This is a genomic window from Nonomuraea sp. NPDC049269, assembly GCF_043197155.1.
Taxonomy (GTDB): Bacteria; Actinomycetota; Actinomycetes; order Streptosporangiales; family Streptosporangiaceae; genus Nonomuraea.
In genome coordinates, this window is record NZ_JBICSO010000008.1 from 59,555 (window position 1) to 78,294 (window position 18,740).

Annotated in this window: 17 protein-coding genes; 12 read left to right on the forward strand and 5 right to left on the reverse strand. The window is 68.4% G+C overall.

Going from position 1 to position 18,740, the window contains the following annotated elements; translation table 11 throughout:
- Positions 1-105: 105 nt before the first annotated feature.
- Together ACGFNP_RS39655 and ACGFNP_RS39660 are read right to left on the reverse strand one after the other, a co-directional pair.
- Positions 106-3,756 carry a multifunctional oxoglutarate decarboxylase/oxoglutarate dehydrogenase thiamine pyrophosphate-binding subunit/dihydrolipoyllysine-residue succinyltransferase subunit gene (locus ACGFNP_RS39655; RefSeq protein ID WP_358336782.1) on the reverse strand — a complete coding sequence of 1,217 codons (3,651 nt, stop codon included), beginning with the start codon at positions 3,754-3,756 and terminating at the stop codon, positions 106-108.
- A gap of 204 nt (positions 3,757-3,960) precedes the next feature.
- The gene (locus tag ACGFNP_RS39660; RefSeq protein ID WP_358336785.1) at positions 3,961-4,605 is read right to left on the reverse strand and encodes a phenylalanine--tRNA ligase beta subunit-related protein; all 645 of its coding nucleotides are present in this window, start codon (positions 4,603-4,605) and stop codon (positions 3,961-3,963) included.
- A gap of 75 nt (positions 4,606-4,680) precedes the next feature.
- On the opposite strand from ACGFNP_RS39660, the gene ACGFNP_RS39665 reads away from it, so the two are divergent.
- Together ACGFNP_RS39665 and ACGFNP_RS39670 are read left to right on the forward strand one after the other, a co-directional pair.
- Entirely contained in the window at positions 4,681-5,253 is a 573-nt protein-coding gene (locus ACGFNP_RS39665; RefSeq protein ID WP_393327634.1) for a winged helix-turn-helix domain-containing protein, read from the forward strand.
- Entirely contained in the window at positions 5,253-6,656 is a 1,404-nt protein-coding gene (locus ACGFNP_RS39670) for an MFS transporter (protein ID WP_393327637.1), read from the forward strand. The genes ACGFNP_RS39665 and ACGFNP_RS39670 overlap by 1 nt, the downstream gene beginning before the upstream one ends.
- Positions 6,657-6,669: 13 nt before the next feature.
- On the opposite strand, the gene ACGFNP_RS39675 is transcribed toward ACGFNP_RS39670, so the two are convergent.
- On the reverse strand, positions 6,670-7,602 hold the full coding sequence (locus ACGFNP_RS39675) for a hypothetical protein (RefSeq protein ID WP_393327640.1): 933 nt from the start codon (positions 7,600-7,602) through the stop codon (positions 6,670-6,672).
- 118 nt (positions 7,603-7,720) lie between these two features.
- On the opposite strand from ACGFNP_RS39675, the gene ACGFNP_RS39680 reads away from it, so the two are divergent.
- Together ACGFNP_RS39680 and ACGFNP_RS39685 are read left to right on the forward strand one after the other, a co-directional pair.
- Complete coding sequence (locus tag ACGFNP_RS39680; protein WP_358336798.1) at positions 7,721-8,236, forward strand: SigE family RNA polymerase sigma factor; 516 nt, start codon at positions 7,721-7,723, stop codon at positions 8,234-8,236.
- The gene (locus tag ACGFNP_RS39685) at positions 8,223-8,978 is read left to right on the forward strand and encodes a hypothetical protein (RefSeq protein WP_358336801.1); all 756 of its coding nucleotides are present in this window, start codon (positions 8,223-8,225) and stop codon (positions 8,976-8,978) included. Before ACGFNP_RS39680 ends, ACGFNP_RS39685 begins: the two co-directional genes overlap by 14 nt.
- Here the strand turns inward: ACGFNP_RS39685 and ACGFNP_RS39690 are convergent.
- Positions 8,965-9,822 (reverse strand): glutathione S-transferase family protein, encoded by an 858-nt coding sequence (locus tag ACGFNP_RS39690; RefSeq protein WP_393327644.1) that lies wholly within the window; start codon positions 9,820-9,822, stop codon positions 8,965-8,967. The genes ACGFNP_RS39685 and ACGFNP_RS39690 overlap by 14 nt on opposite strands.
- A gap of 37 nt (positions 9,823-9,859) precedes the next feature.
- Between ACGFNP_RS39690 and ACGFNP_RS39695 the strand changes: the two genes are divergently transcribed.
- From ACGFNP_RS39695 to ACGFNP_RS39725, 7 genes are all read left to right on the forward strand, one after another.
- Positions 9,860-10,924 carry an MBL fold metallo-hydrolase gene (locus ACGFNP_RS39695; protein ID WP_393327646.1) on the forward strand — a complete coding sequence of 355 codons (1,065 nt, stop codon included), beginning with the start codon at positions 9,860-9,862 and terminating at the stop codon, positions 10,922-10,924.
- Positions 10,925-11,111: 187 nt separating this feature from the next.
- Complete coding sequence (locus tag ACGFNP_RS39700) at positions 11,112-12,116, forward strand: ABC transporter substrate-binding protein (RefSeq protein WP_358336810.1); 1,005 nt, start codon at positions 11,112-11,114, stop codon at positions 12,114-12,116.
- Entirely contained in the window at positions 12,113-12,925 is an 813-nt protein-coding gene (locus ACGFNP_RS39705) for an ABC transporter ATP-binding protein (protein ID WP_358336814.1), read from the forward strand. The genes ACGFNP_RS39700 and ACGFNP_RS39705 overlap by 4 nt, the downstream gene beginning before the upstream one ends.
- 55 nt (positions 12,926-12,980) lie before the next feature.
- Positions 12,981-13,760: an ABC transporter permease gene (locus tag ACGFNP_RS39710; protein WP_393327650.1), complete on the forward strand. Its 780-nt coding sequence runs from the start codon at positions 12,981-12,983 to the stop codon at positions 13,758-13,760.
- 2 nt (positions 13,761-13,762) lie between these two features.
- Positions 13,763-15,073: an LLM class flavin-dependent oxidoreductase gene (locus ACGFNP_RS39715; RefSeq protein ID WP_358337185.1), complete on the forward strand. Its 1,311-nt coding sequence runs from the start codon at positions 13,763-13,765 to the stop codon at positions 15,071-15,073.
- Positions 15,070-15,618: an NADPH-dependent FMN reductase gene (locus ACGFNP_RS39720; protein ID WP_393327653.1), complete on the forward strand. Its 549-nt coding sequence runs from the start codon at positions 15,070-15,072 to the stop codon at positions 15,616-15,618. The genes ACGFNP_RS39715 and ACGFNP_RS39720 overlap by 4 nt, the downstream gene beginning before the upstream one ends.
- Complete coding sequence (locus ACGFNP_RS39725; protein WP_358336823.1) at positions 15,615-16,103, forward strand: flavin reductase family protein; 489 nt, start codon at positions 15,615-15,617, stop codon at positions 16,101-16,103. The genes ACGFNP_RS39720 and ACGFNP_RS39725 overlap by 4 nt, the downstream gene beginning before the upstream one ends.
- A gap of 485 nt (positions 16,104-16,588) precedes the next feature.
- On the opposite strand, the gene ACGFNP_RS39730 is transcribed toward ACGFNP_RS39725, so the two are convergent.
- Positions 16,589-17,647: a dihydrodipicolinate reductase gene (locus ACGFNP_RS39730; RefSeq protein ID WP_393327657.1), complete on the reverse strand. Its 1,059-nt coding sequence runs from the start codon at positions 17,645-17,647 to the stop codon at positions 16,589-16,591.
- A 180-nt stretch (positions 17,648-17,827) separates the two neighbouring features.
- On the opposite strand from ACGFNP_RS39730, the gene ACGFNP_RS39735 reads away from it, so the two are divergent.
- Positions 17,828-18,700, forward strand: a complete 873-nt coding sequence (locus ACGFNP_RS39735) for an SDR family oxidoreductase (RefSeq protein WP_358336829.1) — start codon at positions 17,828-17,830, stop codon at positions 18,698-18,700.
- Positions 18,701-18,740: the final 40 nt, after the last annotated feature.

The following is an 18,740-nucleotide window of genomic DNA, read 5'->3' on the forward strand; positions in this document are numbered from 1 at the left end:
TCCTGCCAAATTTAGTAGTTACTAGCAGCTAATTAGCTGCTAGTAACTGCCAATTTTAGCAGTGAGCCCCCACCGAAGGCGGGGGCTCACTGGGTGATGCCTGATCTAGCCGAACAGCTCGCTCAAGATGTCCTCAAGCTCGTTGTCGTGACTGGCGTGCGAGCCGGTCGCGGGTGAGCTGTTGGGCGTCCGCGAGACGCGGCGCAGCGAGCGGCCGCTCAGCAGGCCGGGGTCCTCGGCCAGCTTGAGCGTGAGGTAGGGCCACGGCCCCATGTTGACCGGCTCGTCCTGTGCCCACACCAGCTCGACCTGCGAGCCGTAGCGGGAGAGCTCGGCGGCGAGCTCCTCCGCCGGGAACGGGTAGAGCCGCTCCAGGCGGACCAGGGCGACGTCGTCGCGGCCCGACTTCTCGCGCCGGTCGAGCAGGTCGTAGTAGATCTTGCCCGAGGAGAGCACGACCTTGGTGACCTTGCCCGGGTCCACCGTGGTGTCGCCGATGACCGGCTGGAAGGTGCCCGTGGTGAAGTCGGACGCCTTCGAGGTGGCCCGCTTGTGCCGCAGCAGCGACTTGGGGGTGAAGACGACCATCGGCTTGCACCTGCCCGACTCGACCTGCCACCTCAGAAGGTGGAAGTAGTTGGCCGGGGTGGAGGGCTGCGCGACCGTCATGTTGTCGAGCGCGCAGACCTGCAGGAACCGTTCGATGCGGCCAGAGGAGTGGTCAGGACCCTGGCCCTCCATGCCGTGCGGCAGCAGCAGCACGACACCCGACTTCTGGCCCCACTTCTGCTCACCGGACGAGATGAACTCGTCGATGATCGTCTGGGCGCCGTTGACGAAGTCGCCGAACTGGGCCTCCCAAGCCACCAGGGCATCGGGGCGCACGACGCTGTAGCCGTACTCGAAGCCCAACGCCGCGAACTCGCTGAGCAGCGAGTCGTAGATGTAGAACTTCGTGGTGCCCTGGTTGAAGACCTTGAGCGGGGTGTGGTCCTCGCCGGTCACCCGGTCGACCAGCACGGCGTGGCGCTGGGTGAACGTGCCCCGACGGGTGTCCTGGCCGACCACGCGGACCGGGTGGCCGTCGATGAGCAGCGAGCCGAAGGCCAGCGTCTCACCCATGCTCCAGTCGATCGCGTCCTGCTCGACCGCCTGACCGCGACGCTGCAGCACCGGCGCCAGGCGCGGGTGCGGCGTGAAGCCCTCAGGCAGGTTGAGCTGGGTGTCGACGATCCGCTTGAGCGTCTCGTCGGTGATCGCGGTCGGCGTCTCGTCGTGCGACCACTTGATCACCTCGGCGGGCGGCACCCGCATCGCGCCCGCCTCCAGCGGCTTCTTCACCGCTTCACGGGTCTCGGTGAACGCCTGCTCCAGCTTGGCCTGGTAGTCGCGGAGCGCCTGCTCGGCCTCCTCCACCGTGATGTCGCCCCGGCCGATCAGCGCCTCGGTGTAGAGCTTACGAGTGGAGCGCTTGGCGTCGATCAGGTCGTACATCAGCGGCTGGGTGAAGGCCGGGTTGTCGGTCTCGTTGTGGCCGCGGCGGCGGTAGCAGATGAGGTCGATGACGACGTCCTTGCGGAACGTCTGGCGGTATTCGTACGCCAGCTCGCCCACACGGACCACGGCCTCGGGGTCGTCGCCGTTGACGTGGAAGATCGGCGCCTGGATCATCCGGGCCACGTCGGTCGCGTAGACGCTCGACCTTGACGAAGCCGGAGATGTCGTGAAGCCGACCTGGTTGTTGACCACCACGTGCACGGTGCCGCCGGTGCGGTAGCCGCGCAGCTGCGACAGGTTGAGCGTCTCGGCCACGACGCCCTGGCCGGCGAAGGCCGCGTCGCCGTGGATGAGCACCGGCAGGACCGTGAAGCCCTCCTCGCCGCGCTCCAGCAGGTCCTGCTTGGCACGGACGACGCCTTCGAGCACCGGGTCGACCGCTTCCAGGTGGGACGGGTTGGCCACCACGGAGGCGGCGATCGTCTTGCCGCTGGGAGCGGTGAACGTGCCCGACGCGCCCAGGTGGTACTTCACGTCACCCGAGCCGTGCGCGGTGCGCGGGTCGATGTTGCCCTCGAACTCGCCGAAGATCTGCCCGTAGGACTTGCCGACGATGTTGGCGAGCACGTTGAGCCGGCCGCGGTGGGCCATGCCGATGACGACCTCGTCGAGGTCCTCGTCGGCCGCGTCGCTGATCACCGAGTCGAGCAGCGGGATCAGGGACTCGCCGCCCTCCAGCGAGAAGCGCTTCTGCCCGACGAACTTCGTCTGCAGGAACGTCTCGAAGGCCTCGGCCGTGTTGAGCCTGCTCAGGATGTTGAGCTGCTCGTCACGAGCCGGGGAGGCGTGCGGCTTCTCGACCCGCGCCTGGATCCAGGACCGCTCCTCGGGGTTCTGGATGTGCATGTACTCGATGCCGACCGTGCGGCAGTAAGAGTCGCGTAGCACGCCCAGGATCTCGCGGAGCTTCATCAGCGGCCGGCCGCCGAAGCCGCCGGTGGCGAACTCGCGCTCCAGGTCCCACAGCGTCAAACCGTGTGACTGGATGTCGAGGTCGGGGTGCTTACGCTGCTTGTACTCCAGCGGGTCGGTCTCGGCCATGAGGTGGCCGCGTACGCGGTAGGCGTGGATCAGCTCGATCACCCGAGCGGACTTGGCCACGTCGTCGTCGTGCGAGGTCGAGATGTCCTGGACCCAGCGGACCGGCTCGTAGGGGATCCGCAGCGCCTCGAAGATCTCGTCGTAGAAGCCGTCCTCGCCGAGCAGCTGCCGGTGGATCGTGCGCAGGAAGTCGCCCGACTGGGCGCCCTGGATGATCCGGTGGTCATAGGTGCTGGTCAGCGTCATGACCTTGGAGACGGCCAGGCGCGAGAGCGTGTCGGGTGCGGCGCCCTGGTATTCGGCCGGGTATTCCATCGCGCCGACGCCGATGATCGTGCCCTGGCCGGGCATCAGTCGCGGCACCGAGTGGACGGTGCCGATGGTGCCGGGGTTGGTCAGCGAGATCGTGGTGCCCGTGAAGTCGTCGACCCCGAGCTTGCCCGAGCGAGCCTTGCGGACGATCTCCTCATAGGCCATCCAGAACTGCCGGAAGTCCATGTCCTCGGCGCCCTTGATGGAAGGCACCAGGAGCTGTCGCTCGCCGTTGCTCTTCTGGACGTCGATGGCCAGGCCGAGAGCCACGTGCTCCGGCTTGACCAGGGTCGGCTTGCCGTCGACCTCGGTGTAGGAGTAGTTCATCTCCGGCATGGCCCGCAGCGCCTTGACGACGGCATAGCCGATCAGATGCGTGAAGGAGACCTTGCCGCCGCGACCCCGCTTGAGGTGATTGTTGATCACGATGCGGTTGTCGATGAGCAGCTTGGCCGGGATGGCCCGGACGCTGGTCGCGCTCGGGATGACGAGCGAGGCGTCCATGTTGGCGGCGGTGCGTGCGGCGGCACCGCGCAGTTTGACCTCCTCGGCACCCGCGGGCACCGGGGCCGCGGGCTGCTTCGGCTTGGCAACGGGGACCGGAGCTGTCGGCGCAGCCTTCGCAGGAGCCGCCGTCGGAGCGGGGGCGGTCACAGTGCCGTTCCCCGCCTCCTTGGCGGGCATTCTGCCCGGTCCGTAGTCAGGGTTGTAGTCAGCGAAGAAGTTCCACCAAGCCTTGTCAACAGACTCTGGATCTTGGAGATACTTCTGGTACAGCTCGTCGACAAGCCACTCGTTCTGTCCAAAGCTTGCCAGCGGGTTTGTCCGCGACGACTCAGACGACACGGCGGAAATCGCCCTCTTCCGCAGATCGGCGTTGATGTTAGAGAACCTGTCCAAGGTTACTCGTCTTGCTCGGTGGCGCGCGCAGGAGAGGCCATGCTGCCTCGTCTGATCCTCTCAGGAGAGTCCGAAGAGGTCACGACCCCCTAGTCAATCCAGGTGGTCTCGCAATTATCACCGTTTGGTATCAACAGTGGGGCAGCAGGTTTATTTCCCCCCAGACACCATTCTGCTGGCGATCCGCACCTCAGGGGACAGCTCGGTCAGCAGGTCCGCCAGCTCCTCGCCCGCCTCCTTGAGCTCCTCCAGGGACATGGGCTCCAGCCGCTCCAGGAGGAAGATCGCGTTGGTGGTCTCCTCGGTGAGCCGGGTGCGCGCGACCTGGCGCCAGTTCCACCTGCGGCAGGTGACGCCGAGGTCGTCGCGCCAGATCACCTCGCCGGGTTCCGGCTGCCCGAGCGCCTCTTCCGACTCCTCGCCGCCGCCGGCCCTGACCAGCCGCGCCGGGCCCACGTAGCGGTCGAGGTCCTCGCCGCCGATCGGCAGCGCGTGCTTCACGCTGATCGAGTTGTACGCGTCCACGGCCTGGTTGATCTCCGGCAGTGGAAGCCTGCGGGTCAGGGCGTCGACGGAGGGCCTGGTCTTCTGCGGCTTGGCGCCGAACGCGCGGTAGGCGTCCTTCCACGCGTCGATCTTCTCGGCCTGTACGGGCTGCTCCGCGGCCGCCGCGAGCCAGGCGCGGGAACGGTCGTCGGTCGGCCCGTTGCGCAGGTCGTACGCCGTCATGACCAGCACCGCGAAGTCGGGACGCAGGGCGAAGACCGCCTCGTCCACCCAGATGTCGTCAAGCATGCGTCCCAGCTTATTCGCTCCAGGAGATCGCAAAATTCCCTTTGCAAAATTGCCTTTGCGGTTTAGCCTTCAAGAGTGGAAGAGAAGTTCAAGATCAGCGATCCTCGGGTGCTCAAGGTGGTGGCGCACCCCCTGCGGGTGCGGCTGCTCGGCCTGCTGCGCGCCGAGGGGCCCGCGACGGCCAGCGAGCTGGGCCGCGAGGTGGGGGAGAGCTCCGGCTCGACCAGCTATCACCTGCGCGAGCTGGCCAAGTACGGCTTCATCGAGGAGGACCCGGAGCGCCGCGACGGCCGGGAACGCCGCTGGCGGGCCCGCCACCGCTACACCTCCTGGGACAACCTGGAGATGGCGGCCACGCCCGAGGGGCAGGAGGCCGTCCGGATCATGCACCTGCGCCAGCTGGAGGCGTTGGGCCGGGCGTTCGAGGCGTTCGAGGCGGGGGAGTGGCCCGCTGAGCTGGTCGAGGTCTCCGGGATGAGCGACCATCTGGTGCGGCTGCCCGCGGCGGCCGTCCGTGAGTTCAGTGAGCGCGTCGACGAGCTGGTGCGGGAGCTCGGCGACCGTTACGCGGACGACCCCGGCGCCGTGCCGATGAGCGTCTGGTCGGCGGTCTTCCCGCGCACGCCACAGGAAGAGCGGGAGAACTGATGACGCCCAGGTCCGCGCTGCGCCGCTACTTACTGGTCAGTTTCCTGACCTGGCTGCCCATTGGCCTGACGATGGCCGTCACGGTGCTGCTGATGACCGAAAGAGGTCTCAGCCTGGCCGAAGTCGGGCTCGCCACCACCGTGTTCTCGATGGTCACCCTCGGCCTCGAACTGCCCACCGGCGGCCTGGCCGACGTGATCGGCCGCCGGACGGTCCTGGCGATCTCGGCCGCGTTCACCGTCGTCTCGCTCGCGTTGACGGCGGTGTCGACCACGTTCTGGATGTTCCTGGCCACCTGGGTGCTCAAGGGCATCGGCCGCGCCCTGTCCAGCGGCCCCGCCACCGCCTGGTACGTCGACACGCTGCACGACCTCGAAGGCCCGGGCGCCGACCTCAAGCCGGGGTTGGCGCGCGGCGGCGCGATGGAGTCGTTGGCGCTGTGCCTGGGCGCCCTGGTGGGCGGGTTCGTGCCGCTCGCGGTGCCGCCGGGGGTGATGACGCCTCTTGCGGTGCCGCCGCTCCTGGGCGCGACGGCCGGGCTCGTGCTCCTGATGACGGTGCTCTTCGCACTCCCCGAGCCATCGCACGCGCGGCAGCCGGCCGGGGCGTCGAGCGCTCGGTGGTCATTGGGGCGGGTTCTCCGGGACGTGCCCGTGACCGTCGCGGGTGGAGTGCGGCTGGTGGCGGGTGCCGCTGTGCTGCGCCGCCTGATGCTGGCCGCCGCCGCTTCGGGCGTGGCGCTGGCCGCCGTCGAACTGCTCACCCCCGGCCGGTTGGCGGCGCTGGCGGGTACGGCGGAGCTGGGCAGCACCGGTTACGCCATCGTGGCGGCGCTCGGGTTCGCGGGCAGCGCGGTGGGCAGTGCGATCGCGCCCCGGGTGGCCGGGTTGGCCGGCGGTTCGGTACGCGGAGCGGTCGCGGGCGCCGTCCTGACCGCGCTGGCCATCGCCGCCCTGGCGGCCACGGCCGGTTTGGACGGGCCGCTCGGTTTCGCGGCCACCGGGCTGGCCTATGTCGTCATGTTCTCGGGGCTGGCGATGGCGGGGCTGCTGTGCCTGGAGATGACGCACAACGCCGTCACGGCCGCCCAGCGCACGACGGTGACCTCGACGAGCTCCCTGTCACTGCAGGCGGGGGCGGGGTTGTCCAATGTGATGTTCGGCACACTGGCCGGCCACGCCGGTCTCTCGGCCACCTGGTCGCTCGCCGCCGCGGTGGTGCTGGCCTCGGCGCTGCTGTTCGTGCGCATGCCCCCGCTGACCGAACCCCACCGGCTCACGAAGGGGGGCGCTCCGGTCAAGGATGCGCACGTCACGGCGCCCAGCCCGGTGAACCGGAGGAGCGTGCCCCTGGAGGGAGACCAGCCCCGCACAGAGGGTGGGGCCGGCCACTGCCAGCCGTAAAAGGAGATGGGTTCTAGGGGAGAGCGGGCACCGACGGCGCGGCGTCGGTCCAGCCGACCTGGAACAGGGTCTCGGCGTAGGTCTTGTTCACGAAGAGCTTGCCGTTGAGCTTGGTCGTCTGGTTCTGGGCCAGCTGCACCATCTCGTCCGTGTCGACGATCATCTCGGTTCTGACCGAGTCCTCGTCGCGGGTCTGCTCCTGGTCGATGGAGACCTTCACGCCGGTCCTGCCCAGGCTGTCCTTGGCCGTCCCCAGGGAGCGGACGCCGGGCATCGTCAGCAACGCCTGGTAAGCAGCGGTGCGAACCTCCTTCGGCGCGGGAAGGTCGCGCAGCAGAGTGGGCAGCGCCTCTCTCACATTGCCCTCGACCCGATCTTCCGGAACCCTTGAGACTCGCGCGGCCTTCGCGAGCCAGGTCTTCAGCCCGCTCGGGTCTGCGGGCAGCCTCTGGACCTCCTCGAACGTCAGCTGCTGCCCGTCAAGGAAGAACGTGCCCGGTCCCTTCACGGCGCCGACGCGGCCCTTGTCCGGCTTGGTGGACAGGGACACGGTCCTGCCATCAGCCGTGCGGCTCCACTTGGTCGGCGAGCTGTCGCGGCGCCAGGCCTTCTCGTCGGCCGCGCTCTTCGGACGTGTCCCCAGCGTCCGGAACCCGAACCAGGCCTTTCCATCGCGCGAGGTCCACAACTCCTGGAGTCGCTGCTCCTCCACCCAGTAGCGGTTCGAGCCGCTCCCGAGCTGCCGGGGATGGGTGGTCTTCCACAGGGTTTTCGTATGCCAGTAAGTGCCTTCCGCTGGAGTTGTCACAGTGGCGGTGAGCCGCAGGTCCGGCGCGTCCAGGAGGCCGGGCGCCGCCGGCGGGCCCAGCAGAGCGATGGCGCTCACCGCGGTCAGTCCGGTCCCGACGGCGATCATCGCCCGGATCGGGGTGGTCACGAGTTTCATCACGACTCCCTATACGCCTGGGCGAGCCGCGGGGTTGCCTGTGAGACAGCCGTTTGGCGCCAGGCAACGCCTGGCGTGGCCCAGGCGTATTAGAAGGCGTGAAATCGGACGGACAGGCGTGAGCGGCGCCGAGGAACAGGAATTCGCCGCGTTCGTGGCCGCACGCGGCACGAGCCTGCTGCGGGTCGCCTACCTCACCTGCGGCAACGAGGCTGAGGCGGAAGACCTGCTGCAGACGGCGCTGGAGCGCACATACCGAAACTGGGACCGGGTGCGGTACGCCAACCCCGAGCCCTACATCCGACGCGTGATCGTCAACACCGCCATCAGCCGGGCCCGGCGCCGGGCGATCCTGCACATCATCCCGGTGCACACTCCGCCGGAGTCGGCGGCGCCGGAGACCGACATCGACCTGCGCCGCATGCTCATGGACGCCCTGCGCGCCCTGCCTCCCCGGCAGCGCGCGGTGATCGTCCTGCGGTACTGGGAGGACCTCGGCGAGACGCAGACAGCCGAGATCCTCGGCTGCTCGGTGGGCACGGTGAAAAGTCAGGCGTCGAAGGCGATGGCCAAGCTCCGTACGGCGCTCGGCGACGGAACAGTGGAAGGAGTGATCAGGAATGTCCACGCTTGAGGACCACCTTCGCCAGATCATGGCGGACGAGACCGCGAGGTTGCGGGCCGCGCCCGACCTCGTGGACCGGGTACTCCGGTCCACGAGGAGGAAGAAGCAGCGGGTCAGGCTCGCCGCCCTGGTCACGTCGGCGGCGGTCGCCGCTGCCGTGGTGCCCGCCTACCTGGTCCTCGGCCCGGGCTCCGTAGCGGTGCAGGGACCGGTACCCGGCCCCGGCGACCCGGCCGTGGCCTCTGAGACGTCGCAGCCGGACGTCCCCGCCATCGACGACACCCCACCCCTCCCGACCCCGACTCGCGATCTCGGGGACCTGGGCGACGGAAGGGCCTTCGGGCGCGTCAAAGTGGGTTACCTGCCCGATGGGCTGCAGTGGGGCCACTGGTCGCTGGATCACGGTGACAGCTACACGACTTCATGGAACTACGACGGTGACAAGCACGGTTTCTACTGCGTCCAGATCTTCGTGTACGAAGGCCAGGCCGTCCAGGAGGTCGATGAACGCACGCAGGAGTACCGCGACGAGAAGAAGGGCCAAGAGGTGGCCATCGGCGACCGGACCGGCTACCTGATCGTGCAATGGGTCGGCGAGGACGGTGGGAAGGGAACCCCGACTCTCTTCCTCAACATGGGCGAGGGGCGGCGGGCCGAGGTGATGATCAGCCCGGTCTACGCCAAGAAGCTCGGGGCCGCCAAGACGACCAGCGAGCTGAAGAAGATCGCCGCAGGGCTCACGGCCGACTGAGATCAGGCTCGTTCCAGTCGAGCAGCGGGCCCACCGGGACGATCTGGCTGGGGTTGATGTTCGTCTGCGTGACGTAGTAATGGCGCTTGATGTGGTCGAAGTTCGTGGTCTCGGCGAAGGCCGGGATCGCGTACAGCCTCCGCGCGTACGCCCACAGCGCCGGATAGTCGGTCAGCCGCCTGATCGAGCACTTGAAATGCCCGTAGTACACCGCGTCGAACCTGGCCAGGGTGGTGTACAGGCGCACGTCGCTCTCGGTCAGCGTGTCGAAGAGGTACGCCGACCCCGCCAGCCGGGCCTCCAGGAAGTCGAGAGTCGCGAAGACCAGCGACACCGCCTCCTCGTACGCCCCCTGGTCACGGGCGAATCCCGCCTCGTAGACGGCGTTGTTGAGCCCGTGGTAGAGCCGGTCGTTCATCGCGTCGATGTCGGCTCTGAGGTGTCGTGGGTAGAGGTCGGGGGAGGTGGACCACGACATTTCAAGATCTAGCGTGATCTGCGGGAAGTCGTTGGTGACGAGGCGCTTGTCCACGGTGTCCCAGACGCAGGGGACGGTGTAGCGGCCCGCGTATTCGGGGTCGGTGGTCAGGTAAAGCTCCGACAGGTACTCGCCGCCGGGCACCCGCCAGCCCTTCTCGTCGCGGATCGGGTCCACGATCGTCACGTCCAGCAGGTCCTCCAGACCGAGGAGCTTGCGGACGATCAGCACCCGCTGCGCCCACGGACAGGCGTAGGAGGCGTAGAGCCGGTAGCGGCCCGGCTCCGGCGGGCCCAGGCGGTCGGTGAAACGGTTCGGCTGCCGGACAAAACGCCCGTCACCGGCGATTTCTCGTGCCAGCTTCATCTCTTCAGTAGAACATGGTTCGGGCACAATGCTCTGCATGGCGAAGTTCGTGGTGACTCCATCCAGCGAGACCCAGCGCGCGGCGTGGCTCGGCGGAACGATTCCCGAGGTCGAGCGGGTGCGGCCCGGACTGTGGTCGGTCCCGGTGCCGATCCCGGTGAACCCCCTGCGTTACGTGCTGGTCTACGTTCTGGAACTACCGGACGGGGTCGCCATCGTCGATGCCGGATGGAACACCGACGAGGCCTACGAGGCGCTCGTCGCGGGACTGCGGGTCGCCGGGTACGCGATCACCGATGTCAAGGGCGTGCTGGTCACCCACATCCACCCCGATCACTACGGCCTGGCCGGGCGGGTCCGGGAGATGTCGGGCGCGTGGATCGCCCTGCACCCCGCTGACGCGCGCCTGGTCCACGAGCGGTATGACGACAGCGCCATCGACTCGCTGGTCCAGCGCGAACGGGCACTGCTCGTCCGGTCGGGGGTGCCCGAGCTGACCCTGGACGAGCTGGCCGGCGCCTCGATGATGATCAGGCACATGGTGTCGATGGCCAAGCCCGACCGGCTGGTCGAGGACGGGGACCGGCTGGACCTGCCCGGCTGGGACCTGCGGGCGGTCTGGACTCCCGGGCACTCGCCCGGCCATCTCTGCTTCGTGTCGCCGTCCAGGAAGCTGCTGTTCTCCGGCGATCACGTGCTAGCCAAGATCACGCCGATGGTGGCCGTGCACCCGCAGTCCGCGCCCAATCCGCTGGCCGACTACCTCGACGCGCTGGCTGCCGTACGGAAGCTGGACGTGGAGGAGGTGCTGCCCGCGCACGAGTACCGGTTCCTGGAACTGGCCGAACGCGTCGACTACGTGATCGCGCATCACGAGGAGCGGCTGGGGGAGATCGAGCGGGCGATCGGGGCCGCCTCCGGCGGGGTCTGCTGCTGGGACATCGCGACCGGCCTGACCTGGGCGCGGCCCTGGGAGACGATCCCGCCGTTCATGCGGCGGGCGGCCAACAACGAGACGCTGGCGCACCTGGTGTGGCTGGAGTCGCGGGGGCGGGCGCGGCACGTTCCGGGCGAACCGGACCTGTGGTTCGCGGGCGCCTGACCTGCGGGCTCAGTAATTTCATGTAAACCCAGTAGGAAATGTTGACTTCTAGCGCGAGCCTGCGTAGCGTCGTCTGCATGAGCCCGGATCTGACCCGGCGCGCGCATGTCGACTTCTGCCGCGTCGTCAGCGCACAGTGTCACTGATCACGACTTAGTCCCTGTCCCCCCTTATTTGAGGACATCTCGTGATCAGACCTCTTTCCCTCGTCCCCATCCTCCTTGCCGTAACGGCCGTCACGGCGTGCGGCACCGCCCAGGGCTCCACCGAAACCCAGGAGCTCCGTTACCAGGGCAGTGTCGGCGCCGTCACCTTCCCCGAGCTGGCCGAGGAGCTCGGCTATCTCAAACCCGTCAAGCTCAAGTGGATCGGCAACACGACCAGCGGACCACAGGACATCCAGACGGCCGCCACGGGACAGAGCGACTTCGGCGGCGCGTTCAACGGCGCCGTGGTCAAGCTCGTCGCCGCCAAAGCCCCGATCAAGGCGGTCGTCAGCTACTACGGCAGCGACCAGTACTCCTACCAGGGCTTCTTCACCCTCCAGGACAGTCCGATCCACAGCGCCCGCGACCTGATCGGCAAGAAGGTCGGCATGAACACCCTGGGCGCCCATGCCGAAGCCGTGCTGAAGGAATACCTCAAGCGCGGCGGCCTGACCCCGGCCGAGGTCAAGCAGGTCGAACTGGTCGCCGTGCCGCCCGTCAGCACCGAGCAGTCGCTGCGCCAGAAACAGATCGACGTCGCCGTGCTCGGCGGTCTCCTGCGTGACAAGGCGCTGGAGCGAGGCGGTCTCAAGGCCCTGTTCAAGGACGTCGACCTGTTCGGCAACTTCTCGGCCGGGACGTACGTGCTCACCGACCGCTTCATCAAGCAGAACCCGAACACGACCAGGAAGTTCGTCGAGGCCACTGCCAAGGCCATCCAGTGGACCCAGACGCACAGCCGGGACGAGGTCGTGGCCGAGTTCAAGAAGATCATCGCCAAGCGCGGCAGGAACGAGGACGCCACCGCCGTCGGCTTCTGGAAGAGCAGCGGCGTCGCAACCAAGGGTGGGGTGATCGAGCCGCAGGAGTTCCAGCGGTGGATCTCCTGGCTGGAGGACGCCGGCGAGATCAAGCCCGGCCAGGTCAAGGCCCAGGACGTCTACACCAACACCTACAACCCGTTCGCCTCGGGAGGATCCCGATGAAGATCGAGTTCGTGTCCGTGACCAAGGAGTTCGCCGTGCGCGGCTCCGACCGGCCCTTCGCCGCCGTGTCCGACGTCTCGCTGGACGTGGCGGAAGGGGAGTTCCTCACCCTCGTCGGCCCCAGCGGGTGCGGCAAGTCCACCCTCCTCGACCTGCTCAGCGGCCTGACCCTGCCCACGCGCGGCGAGATCCGCATCAACGGCGTGCCCGTCTCGGGTCCGGGACTCGATCGGGGCATCGTCTTCCAGCAGTACGCGCTGTTCCCGTGGCGGACCGCGGTGGCGAACGTGGAGTTCGGGCTGGAGGCCAAGGGGGTGCCGCGGCGCGAACGCCGTGAGCGCGCCCGCGGCTACCTCGACCTGGTCGGGCTGCGCGGCTTCGACGAGCGCTACCCGCACGAGCTCTCGGGCGGCATGAGGCAGCGGGTCGCCATCGCCCGCAGCCTCGCCTACGACCCGGACATCCTGCTCATGGACGAGCCCTTCGCCGCCCTGGACGCCCAGACCCGCGAGTCCCTCCAGGAAGAACTGCTCCGCATCTGGAACAAGACCGGCAAGACCATCGTGTTCATCACCCACGGCATCGACGAGGCGGTCTATCTGGGGCAGCGGGTCGCCGTCATGACGCCCAGCCCCGGACGTATCCGGGCTGTGGTGCCGGTCTCGTTCGCCTCCCGTGAAGGGGACCTGCGGGCGGATCCGGTGTTCGGCGAGTACCGGCACGCGATCTGGACGCTGCTGCGCGAGGAGGTGAGCTCCGTTGGCCAGACCCTCACTCAGCACGGCCGGCCTCTCGGCCTCCCCGCTTGACAACGATCACCTCCACCCGTCCGCCGTCACGACTCTCACGCCGGTCCCTCAGCCCGTGACGGGTCGGCGCCGCAACCCCTGGGGCGTCGCCCGCCGGGTGTTCAACGCGTCCGCCGCGATCATCGTGCTGGCCGCCGTCTGGGAGATCCTTCCCAGGGCCCAAGTGGTGGACCCCACCTTCCTGCCGCCGCTGAGCGACGTCCTGGCCGCCTGGTACGACCTGCTCCGAGGGGGCGAGCTGGTGGACCACGCCCAAGCCTCCCTGGTCAGGTCGCTGGCGGGGTTCGGGCTGGCCATCCTGACCGCCACCCCGCTGGGCCTGCTGATCGGCTGGTATCGCCCGGTGGCCGACTTCCTGAACCCGGTCCTGGAGCTCTTCCGCAACACCGCCGCCCTGGCCCTGCTGCCGGTGTTCGTGCTGGTCCTGGGCCTGGGGGAGACGTCCAAGATCTCGATCATCCTGTACGCCTGCGCCTGGCCGATCCTGCTCAACACGATCGCGGGCGTCAAAGGGGTCGACCCGCTCCTGATCAAGTCGGCGAGGTCTCTGGGGCTCGGGCCGTTCCGGTTGTTCCAGAAGGTCATCCTGCCCGCGGCGGTGCCCACCATCTTCACCGGCATCCGCCTGGCCGGGGCGTACTCGATCCTCGTGCTGGTCGCCGCCGAGATGGTCGGCGCCAAAGCGGGGCTCGGCTACCTCATCAACTACGCGCAGTACAACTTCCGGGTGCCCGACATGTATGCGGGGATCATCACGATCTCGGTGCTCGGCCTGCTGTTCAACCTGCTCCTCGTGCGCCTGGAGCGCCGCTTCTCCACCTGGAGGACCACGTGACCATGCACCTGAACGCCTTCCTGATGGGCGTCGGACACCACGAGGCCGCGTGGCGGCACCCGCTGACCGAGCCGAGCCGCATCACCGACATCCGCCACTACCAGGAACTGGCCCGGATCGCCGAACGCGGCAAGCTGGACTCGGTGTTCCTCGCCGACGGCCTCGCTCTATGGGGAAATGTCCGGCACAACGCGCTGGGCGGGCTGGAGCCCCTCACCCTCCTCGCCGCCCTGGCCGCCGTCACCGACCACATCGGCCTGATCGCCACCGTGTCCACGACGTACAACGAGCCGTTCCACGTGGCGCGCAAGTTCGCCTCGCTGGACCACATCAGCGGCGGCCGGGCGGGCTGGAACATCGTCACTTCCGCCGGCGAGGCCGAGGCCCGCAACTTCGGCATCGAACGCCCCCCGCACGGCGAGCGCTACCGCCGGGCCGAGGAGTTCCTGGAGGTGGCGAACGCGCTCTGGGAGAGCTGGGCGGAGGGGGCGGTCGTCGGCGACCGGCGAAGCGGTGTCTACGCCGACGTCTCGCGGATCAAGCCGATCGACCACGTGGGCACGCACTTCAAGGTGCAGGGCCCGCTGAACATCCAGCGCTCACCCCAGGGCCGCCCCCTCCTCGTCCAGGCCGGGTCGTCGGAGGACGGCAAGGAGTTCGCGGCGAGGTTCGCGGAGGCGGTGTTCACCGCGCAGCAGACCCTCGAAGACGCCCAGGAGTTCTACGCCGACCTCAAGGGCAGGCTCCCCGCGTATGGGCGATCGCCGTACCAGCTCAAGATCCTGCCCGGCATCTCGCCCATCATCGGCTCGACCGAGCGTGAGGCGCTGCGGCTGGAGAAGGAGCTGGAGGACCTCATCGTCCCGGCGTACGGCGTGCAGCAGCTCTCGAACATCCTTGGCGTGGACCTCACCGGCTACCCGTTGGATGGCCCATTGCCCGACATTCCTCCCAACCCGGACGGCCAGCAGAGCCGCATCAAGCTGATCAAGGACCTGGCGGGCCGCGGCGACCTGTCGATCCGCGAGATCATCAACAAGCTCGCCGGCGGCCGCGGCCACCGGGTCGTCGCGGGCACCCCTGAGCAGATCGCCGACCAGCTCCAGGAGTGGTACGAGAACGGCGCGGCCGACGGCTTCAACATCATGCCCCCGTACCTGCCCGGCGGCCTCGCGGACTTCGTCGACCAGGTGGTCCCCGAGCTGCAGATCCGCGGCCTGTTCCGCAAGGACTACGAGGCCCGCACCCTCCGCGACCACTACGGACTGGGAGCTGCCTCGAAGAACATCGTGACGTCAGGAGTGTCCGCATGAGCATCGTCACCGTCGTCGGCAACCCGCGTCCCGGGTCTCGCACGCTGGGGGCGGCGGTCGCGGCCACCGACGCCATCGCCGCCCGGCTCGGTCACACGGGCGCGAGGGACGTCATCGACCTGTCGGCCCTCGCCCCGACGCTGCTCCAGCCGGAGGCCGACGCGAGCGTGGAGATCGCCCTCGAACTCCTCACCAGCGCCTCGGTGGCCGTCGTGGCCAGCCCCACCTACAAGGCGACCTACACGGGCCTGCTCAAGGCCTTCCTGGACCGGCTGCCGCCGAACGCCCTGGCCGGCACGGCGGCCCTGCCGATCCTCGTCATGGGCCACCCCAAGCACGCGCTGGCGGTGGAGGTCCACTTCCGTCCCCTCCTGGTGGAACTGGGCGCCTTCGTCCCCACCCCGGGTCTGGCACTGCTGGAGTCGGAACTCCCAGAGCTGGATGCGGCTGACGGGCCTCTGGCCCGCTGGGCGGATCAGGTCGTGCCGCAGACAGCGGATCACGTCGTGCCGCGGACAGCCGCCAGGGAAGGAGCTCTGAGATGACCATTTCCCTGGACACCGACCAATTCCGCACGGCCCTGGCCCAGCACGCCGCCGGCGTGGTGATCGTGACGGCCAGGCCGGAAGGCGTCCCGGTGGGCCTCACGGCGACCTCGTTCTCCTCGGTCAGCCTCGACCCGCCGCTGGTGTCCTTCTATGTCGACCAGTCGTCCACCACGTGGCCCTGGCTCCGGCTGGCCGACCACTTCGCGGTGAACGTCCTGGCCGGCCACCAGCACGACCTGGCCACCCGCTTCGCCCGCCGAGGCATCGACCGCTTCGCCGCACCCACGCGGTGGCGTCCCGGCCCGCACGAGACACCGTTGCTGGAGGACGTCTCGGCGCACCTCATCTGCATCCCGCACACAACCGTGGAAATAGGCGACCACACGCTAGTGGTGGGTCTCGTCACCGCCGCCTCCACCACTCCGGCCCGTCCCCTCCTTTATCACCGCGGCCAGTACGGGCGATTTCTTCCGCACAACTAACTTCTAAAACCGACATTCATTTCTTTTATTACGGCCGGCAGTGGCCAGCCCCACCCGCCGCACGGGCCTGGTCTCTGTCCAGGGGCACGCTCCTCCGGTGGAGCGGGCTGGCCGCCGTGACGTGCGCACGGTTGACCAGGGCTGCCGTCATTCGTGAGCAGGCGTCCTCGGCCATTCGTGGGCAGGTCCCCTCGGCCATTCGTGAGCAGGTGACTCCAGCCATTCGTGAGCGCGTGTCTCCGGCTCGACAACGCGGGAGACAGTGCGCCTCCTGTCCTCGAGGGAGGTGGGTTTTGCTTGGGGGTGGCCGTGGTCTCACCGTCTCGTCGCGGTGGCCGGCCCCGCACACCTCAGGAGCGTATCCCTGGACAGGGCCAAGCCCCGTGCAGTGGGTGGGGCTGGCCACTGCCGGCCGTAAAAGAAAAAGAAAGGAATACTCGTGCGTGACGCACCGATCGCGAGAGAGAAAAAATCATCTCTCTCTTCTATTTCGTGCGGACCCTGGCACGGGCGGTGGGAAGCGGGAGATCGAGGATGGTGCAGATGCCGGGCGGGGCGGCGCAGACGGCGGGGATGGCGTTGATGGCGTGGGCGGCTGCGGCGGCGAGGCCGTGGGAGACCTCGTCGATGGCCATCGTCATGTGCGGCACCCCCTCGATGTGGATCGCGAAGCCCGGGTCCGGCCAGCGATCCACCTTTCGGGCGTCGGCCTTGTAGATCACCTCGACCGTCATGAACGGCCGCCCCCGCACCAGGCCCGAGAACACCCAGCGCGACGCGCACACCGCGCCCTCCTCGACCAGGCCGGCCGCGATCTCGAACGCCTGCCCGGCCACCTCGAACTCGTCCCGCTCCTCCACCTCGTCGAGGTGCACGTCGAGCGCGTCGGCCACGAGTTGCACGCTCTCGGCGAAGAGGGCGCGCTGGAACGTCCGGAACGGCCGGACCGCCGCCGTGTAGTCCTTGGCCGTGCGGGTGAACCCGATCAGGTCCACGACGACCTGGCGGGACGGGTGGCCGCGGAAGTCCGATGATTCGCGCACGTAGATGTGGTCGACCCGGTCGGCCAGTCCGGTCAGGGCCAGCGGCAGGAAGTCGCTCATGAAGCCCGGGTTGATGCCGGTGCCGTGGAGCGTGGTGCCGCCCTTGGCGCAGGCGGTCTCGATGCGCTCCACCACCCGCGGGCCATACGACTTGGGGTAGACGAAGCCGGTGGTCGTGATGACGTTCTTGCCCGAGGCGAGCAGCGCGCAGATGGTCTCCAGGTCGAGGGTCCGGTCCGGGCCGAAGAAGGAGGCCGGCAGCGGCATGTACAGGACGCAGTCGGCGTCGATGGCCATGACGCGTTCGGGGTCGGCCGTGCAGCACACGCCCGTATAAGGCAGGCCGACCAGTTCGCCGGCGTCCTTGCCGATCTTGTCGGGGTCATAGACCAGGACTCCCGTGAGCTCCAGCCCCGGCCTGCTGAGCACGCTGCGCAGCGCGTAGCGGCCGACGGCTCCGGTGGCCCACTGAACCACGCGAATGGGCGTGTTTACCGGCATGTCCGGCCTCCCAGGCCCGGTGGAGGGCGGACGGGTGCTGGAGGGCGCCGCCCGTGCGGAGCCCAGAACTCTAGCAGAAAATGAACTGTTCGATCACTATCCGCAACGATCAGTCACGGTGCAGCGGACTCGGGTTATTGTGCCATTACTAGAACGTTGTTCTCCTGCGCTGGAGGTTCGATGCTTCGGTTCGATGACAGGGTCGCGATCATTACGGGAGCCGGGCACGGTCTCGGCAGGTCGCACGCGCTCCTGCTGGCCGAGCGGGGTGCCAAGGTCGTCGTGAACGACCTGGGCGGCGCGCTCGACGGCACCGGCGCCTCCGCGGGTCCCGCCGCCGAGGTGGTCGAGCTCATCACCAAGAACGGTGGCCAGGCCATCGCCAACGCCGACAATGTGGCCACGCCGGACGGGGCCAGGGCGATCGCGCAGGCCGCGATCGACGCCTTCGGCAAGATCGACATCGTCGTCAACAACGCGGGCATCCTGCGCGACAGGTCGTTCGGGAAGATGTCGGTCGAGGATTTCGACGGGGTGCTGGCCGTGCACGTGCGCGGCTCCTACCTGGTCTCCCAGGCCGCCTACCCCTATATGAAGGAGGCCGGCTACGGCCGCATCGTCAACACCTCCAGCCCGGCGGGTCTGTTCGGCAACTTCGGCCAGGCCAACTACTCCACCGCCAAGATGGGGCTGGTCGGCCTGACCAAGACGCTCGGCATCGAGGGCGCCCGCAGTGGCATCAAGGCCAACGCCATCGCGCCGATCGCCTGGACGCGGATGACCGAGTCGCTGCTGCCGGCCGAGTTCGAGGCCAAGTTCACGCCCGAGCGGGTCAGCGCGCTGGTGGCGTACCTGGTGCACGAGTCGTGCGCGCCGAGCGGCGAGGTGTTCAGCGTCGGCGGCGGCCGGGTGGCGCGGGTCTTCGTGGCGGAGGGGCCCGGCTGGAAGTCCGACGACCTCACGCCGGAGTCGCTCGCGGACAACTGGGACGCGGTCATGGCCGAGCAGCCCTACGTGCTGTCGGCCACCGACTCGATGAAGGCCATGCTCTAGCGACGCCGGGGGCTACCTGCTCGACGGCGGGTAGCCCCCT

What these genes read in the sequence shown, in the direction of transcription:
- ACGFNP_RS39690 (WP_393327644.1), bottom strand. Translation starts at nt 9,822, where the DNA reads ATGAAGCTGGCACGAGAAATCGCCGGTGACGGGCGTTTTGTCCGGCAG.
- ACGFNP_RS39720 (WP_393327653.1), top strand. Translation starts at nt 15,070, where the DNA reads ATGAGCATCGTCACCGTCGTCGGCAACCCGCGTCCCGGGTCTCGCACG.
- ACGFNP_RS39670 (WP_393327637.1), top strand. Translation starts at nt 5,253, where the DNA reads ATGACGCCCAGGTCCGCGCTGCGCCGCTACTTACTGGTCAGTTTCCTG.
- ACGFNP_RS39705 (WP_358336814.1), top strand. Translation starts at nt 12,113, where the DNA reads ATGAAGATCGAGTTCGTGTCCGTGACCAAGGAGTTCGCCGTGCGCGGC.
- ACGFNP_RS39725 (WP_358336823.1), top strand. Translation starts at nt 15,615, where the DNA reads ATGACCATTTCCCTGGACACCGACCAATTCCGCACGGCCCTGGCCCAG.
- ACGFNP_RS39715 (WP_358337185.1), top strand. Translation starts at nt 13,763, where the DNA reads ATGCACCTGAACGCCTTCCTGATGGGCGTCGGACACCACGAGGCCGCG.
- ACGFNP_RS39730 (WP_393327657.1), bottom strand. Translation starts at nt 17,647, where the DNA reads ATGCCGGTAAACACGCCCATTCGCGTGGTTCAGTGGGCCACCGGAGCC.
- ACGFNP_RS39695 (WP_393327646.1), top strand. Translation starts at nt 9,860, where the DNA reads ATGGCGAAGTTCGTGGTGACTCCATCCAGCGAGACCCAGCGCGCGGCG.
- ACGFNP_RS39735 (WP_358336829.1), top strand. Translation starts at nt 17,828, where the DNA reads ATGCTTCGGTTCGATGACAGGGTCGCGATCATTACGGGAGCCGGGCAC.
- ACGFNP_RS39675 (WP_393327640.1), bottom strand. Translation starts at nt 7,602, where the DNA reads ATGAAACTCGTGACCACCCCGATCCGGGCGATGATCGCCGTCGGGACC.
- ACGFNP_RS39660 (WP_358336785.1), bottom strand. Translation starts at nt 4,605, where the DNA reads ATGCTTGACGACATCTGGGTGGACGAGGCGGTCTTCGCCCTGCGTCCC.
- ACGFNP_RS39685 (WP_358336801.1), top strand. Translation starts at nt 8,223, where the DNA reads ATGTCCACGCTTGAGGACCACCTTCGCCAGATCATGGCGGACGAGACC.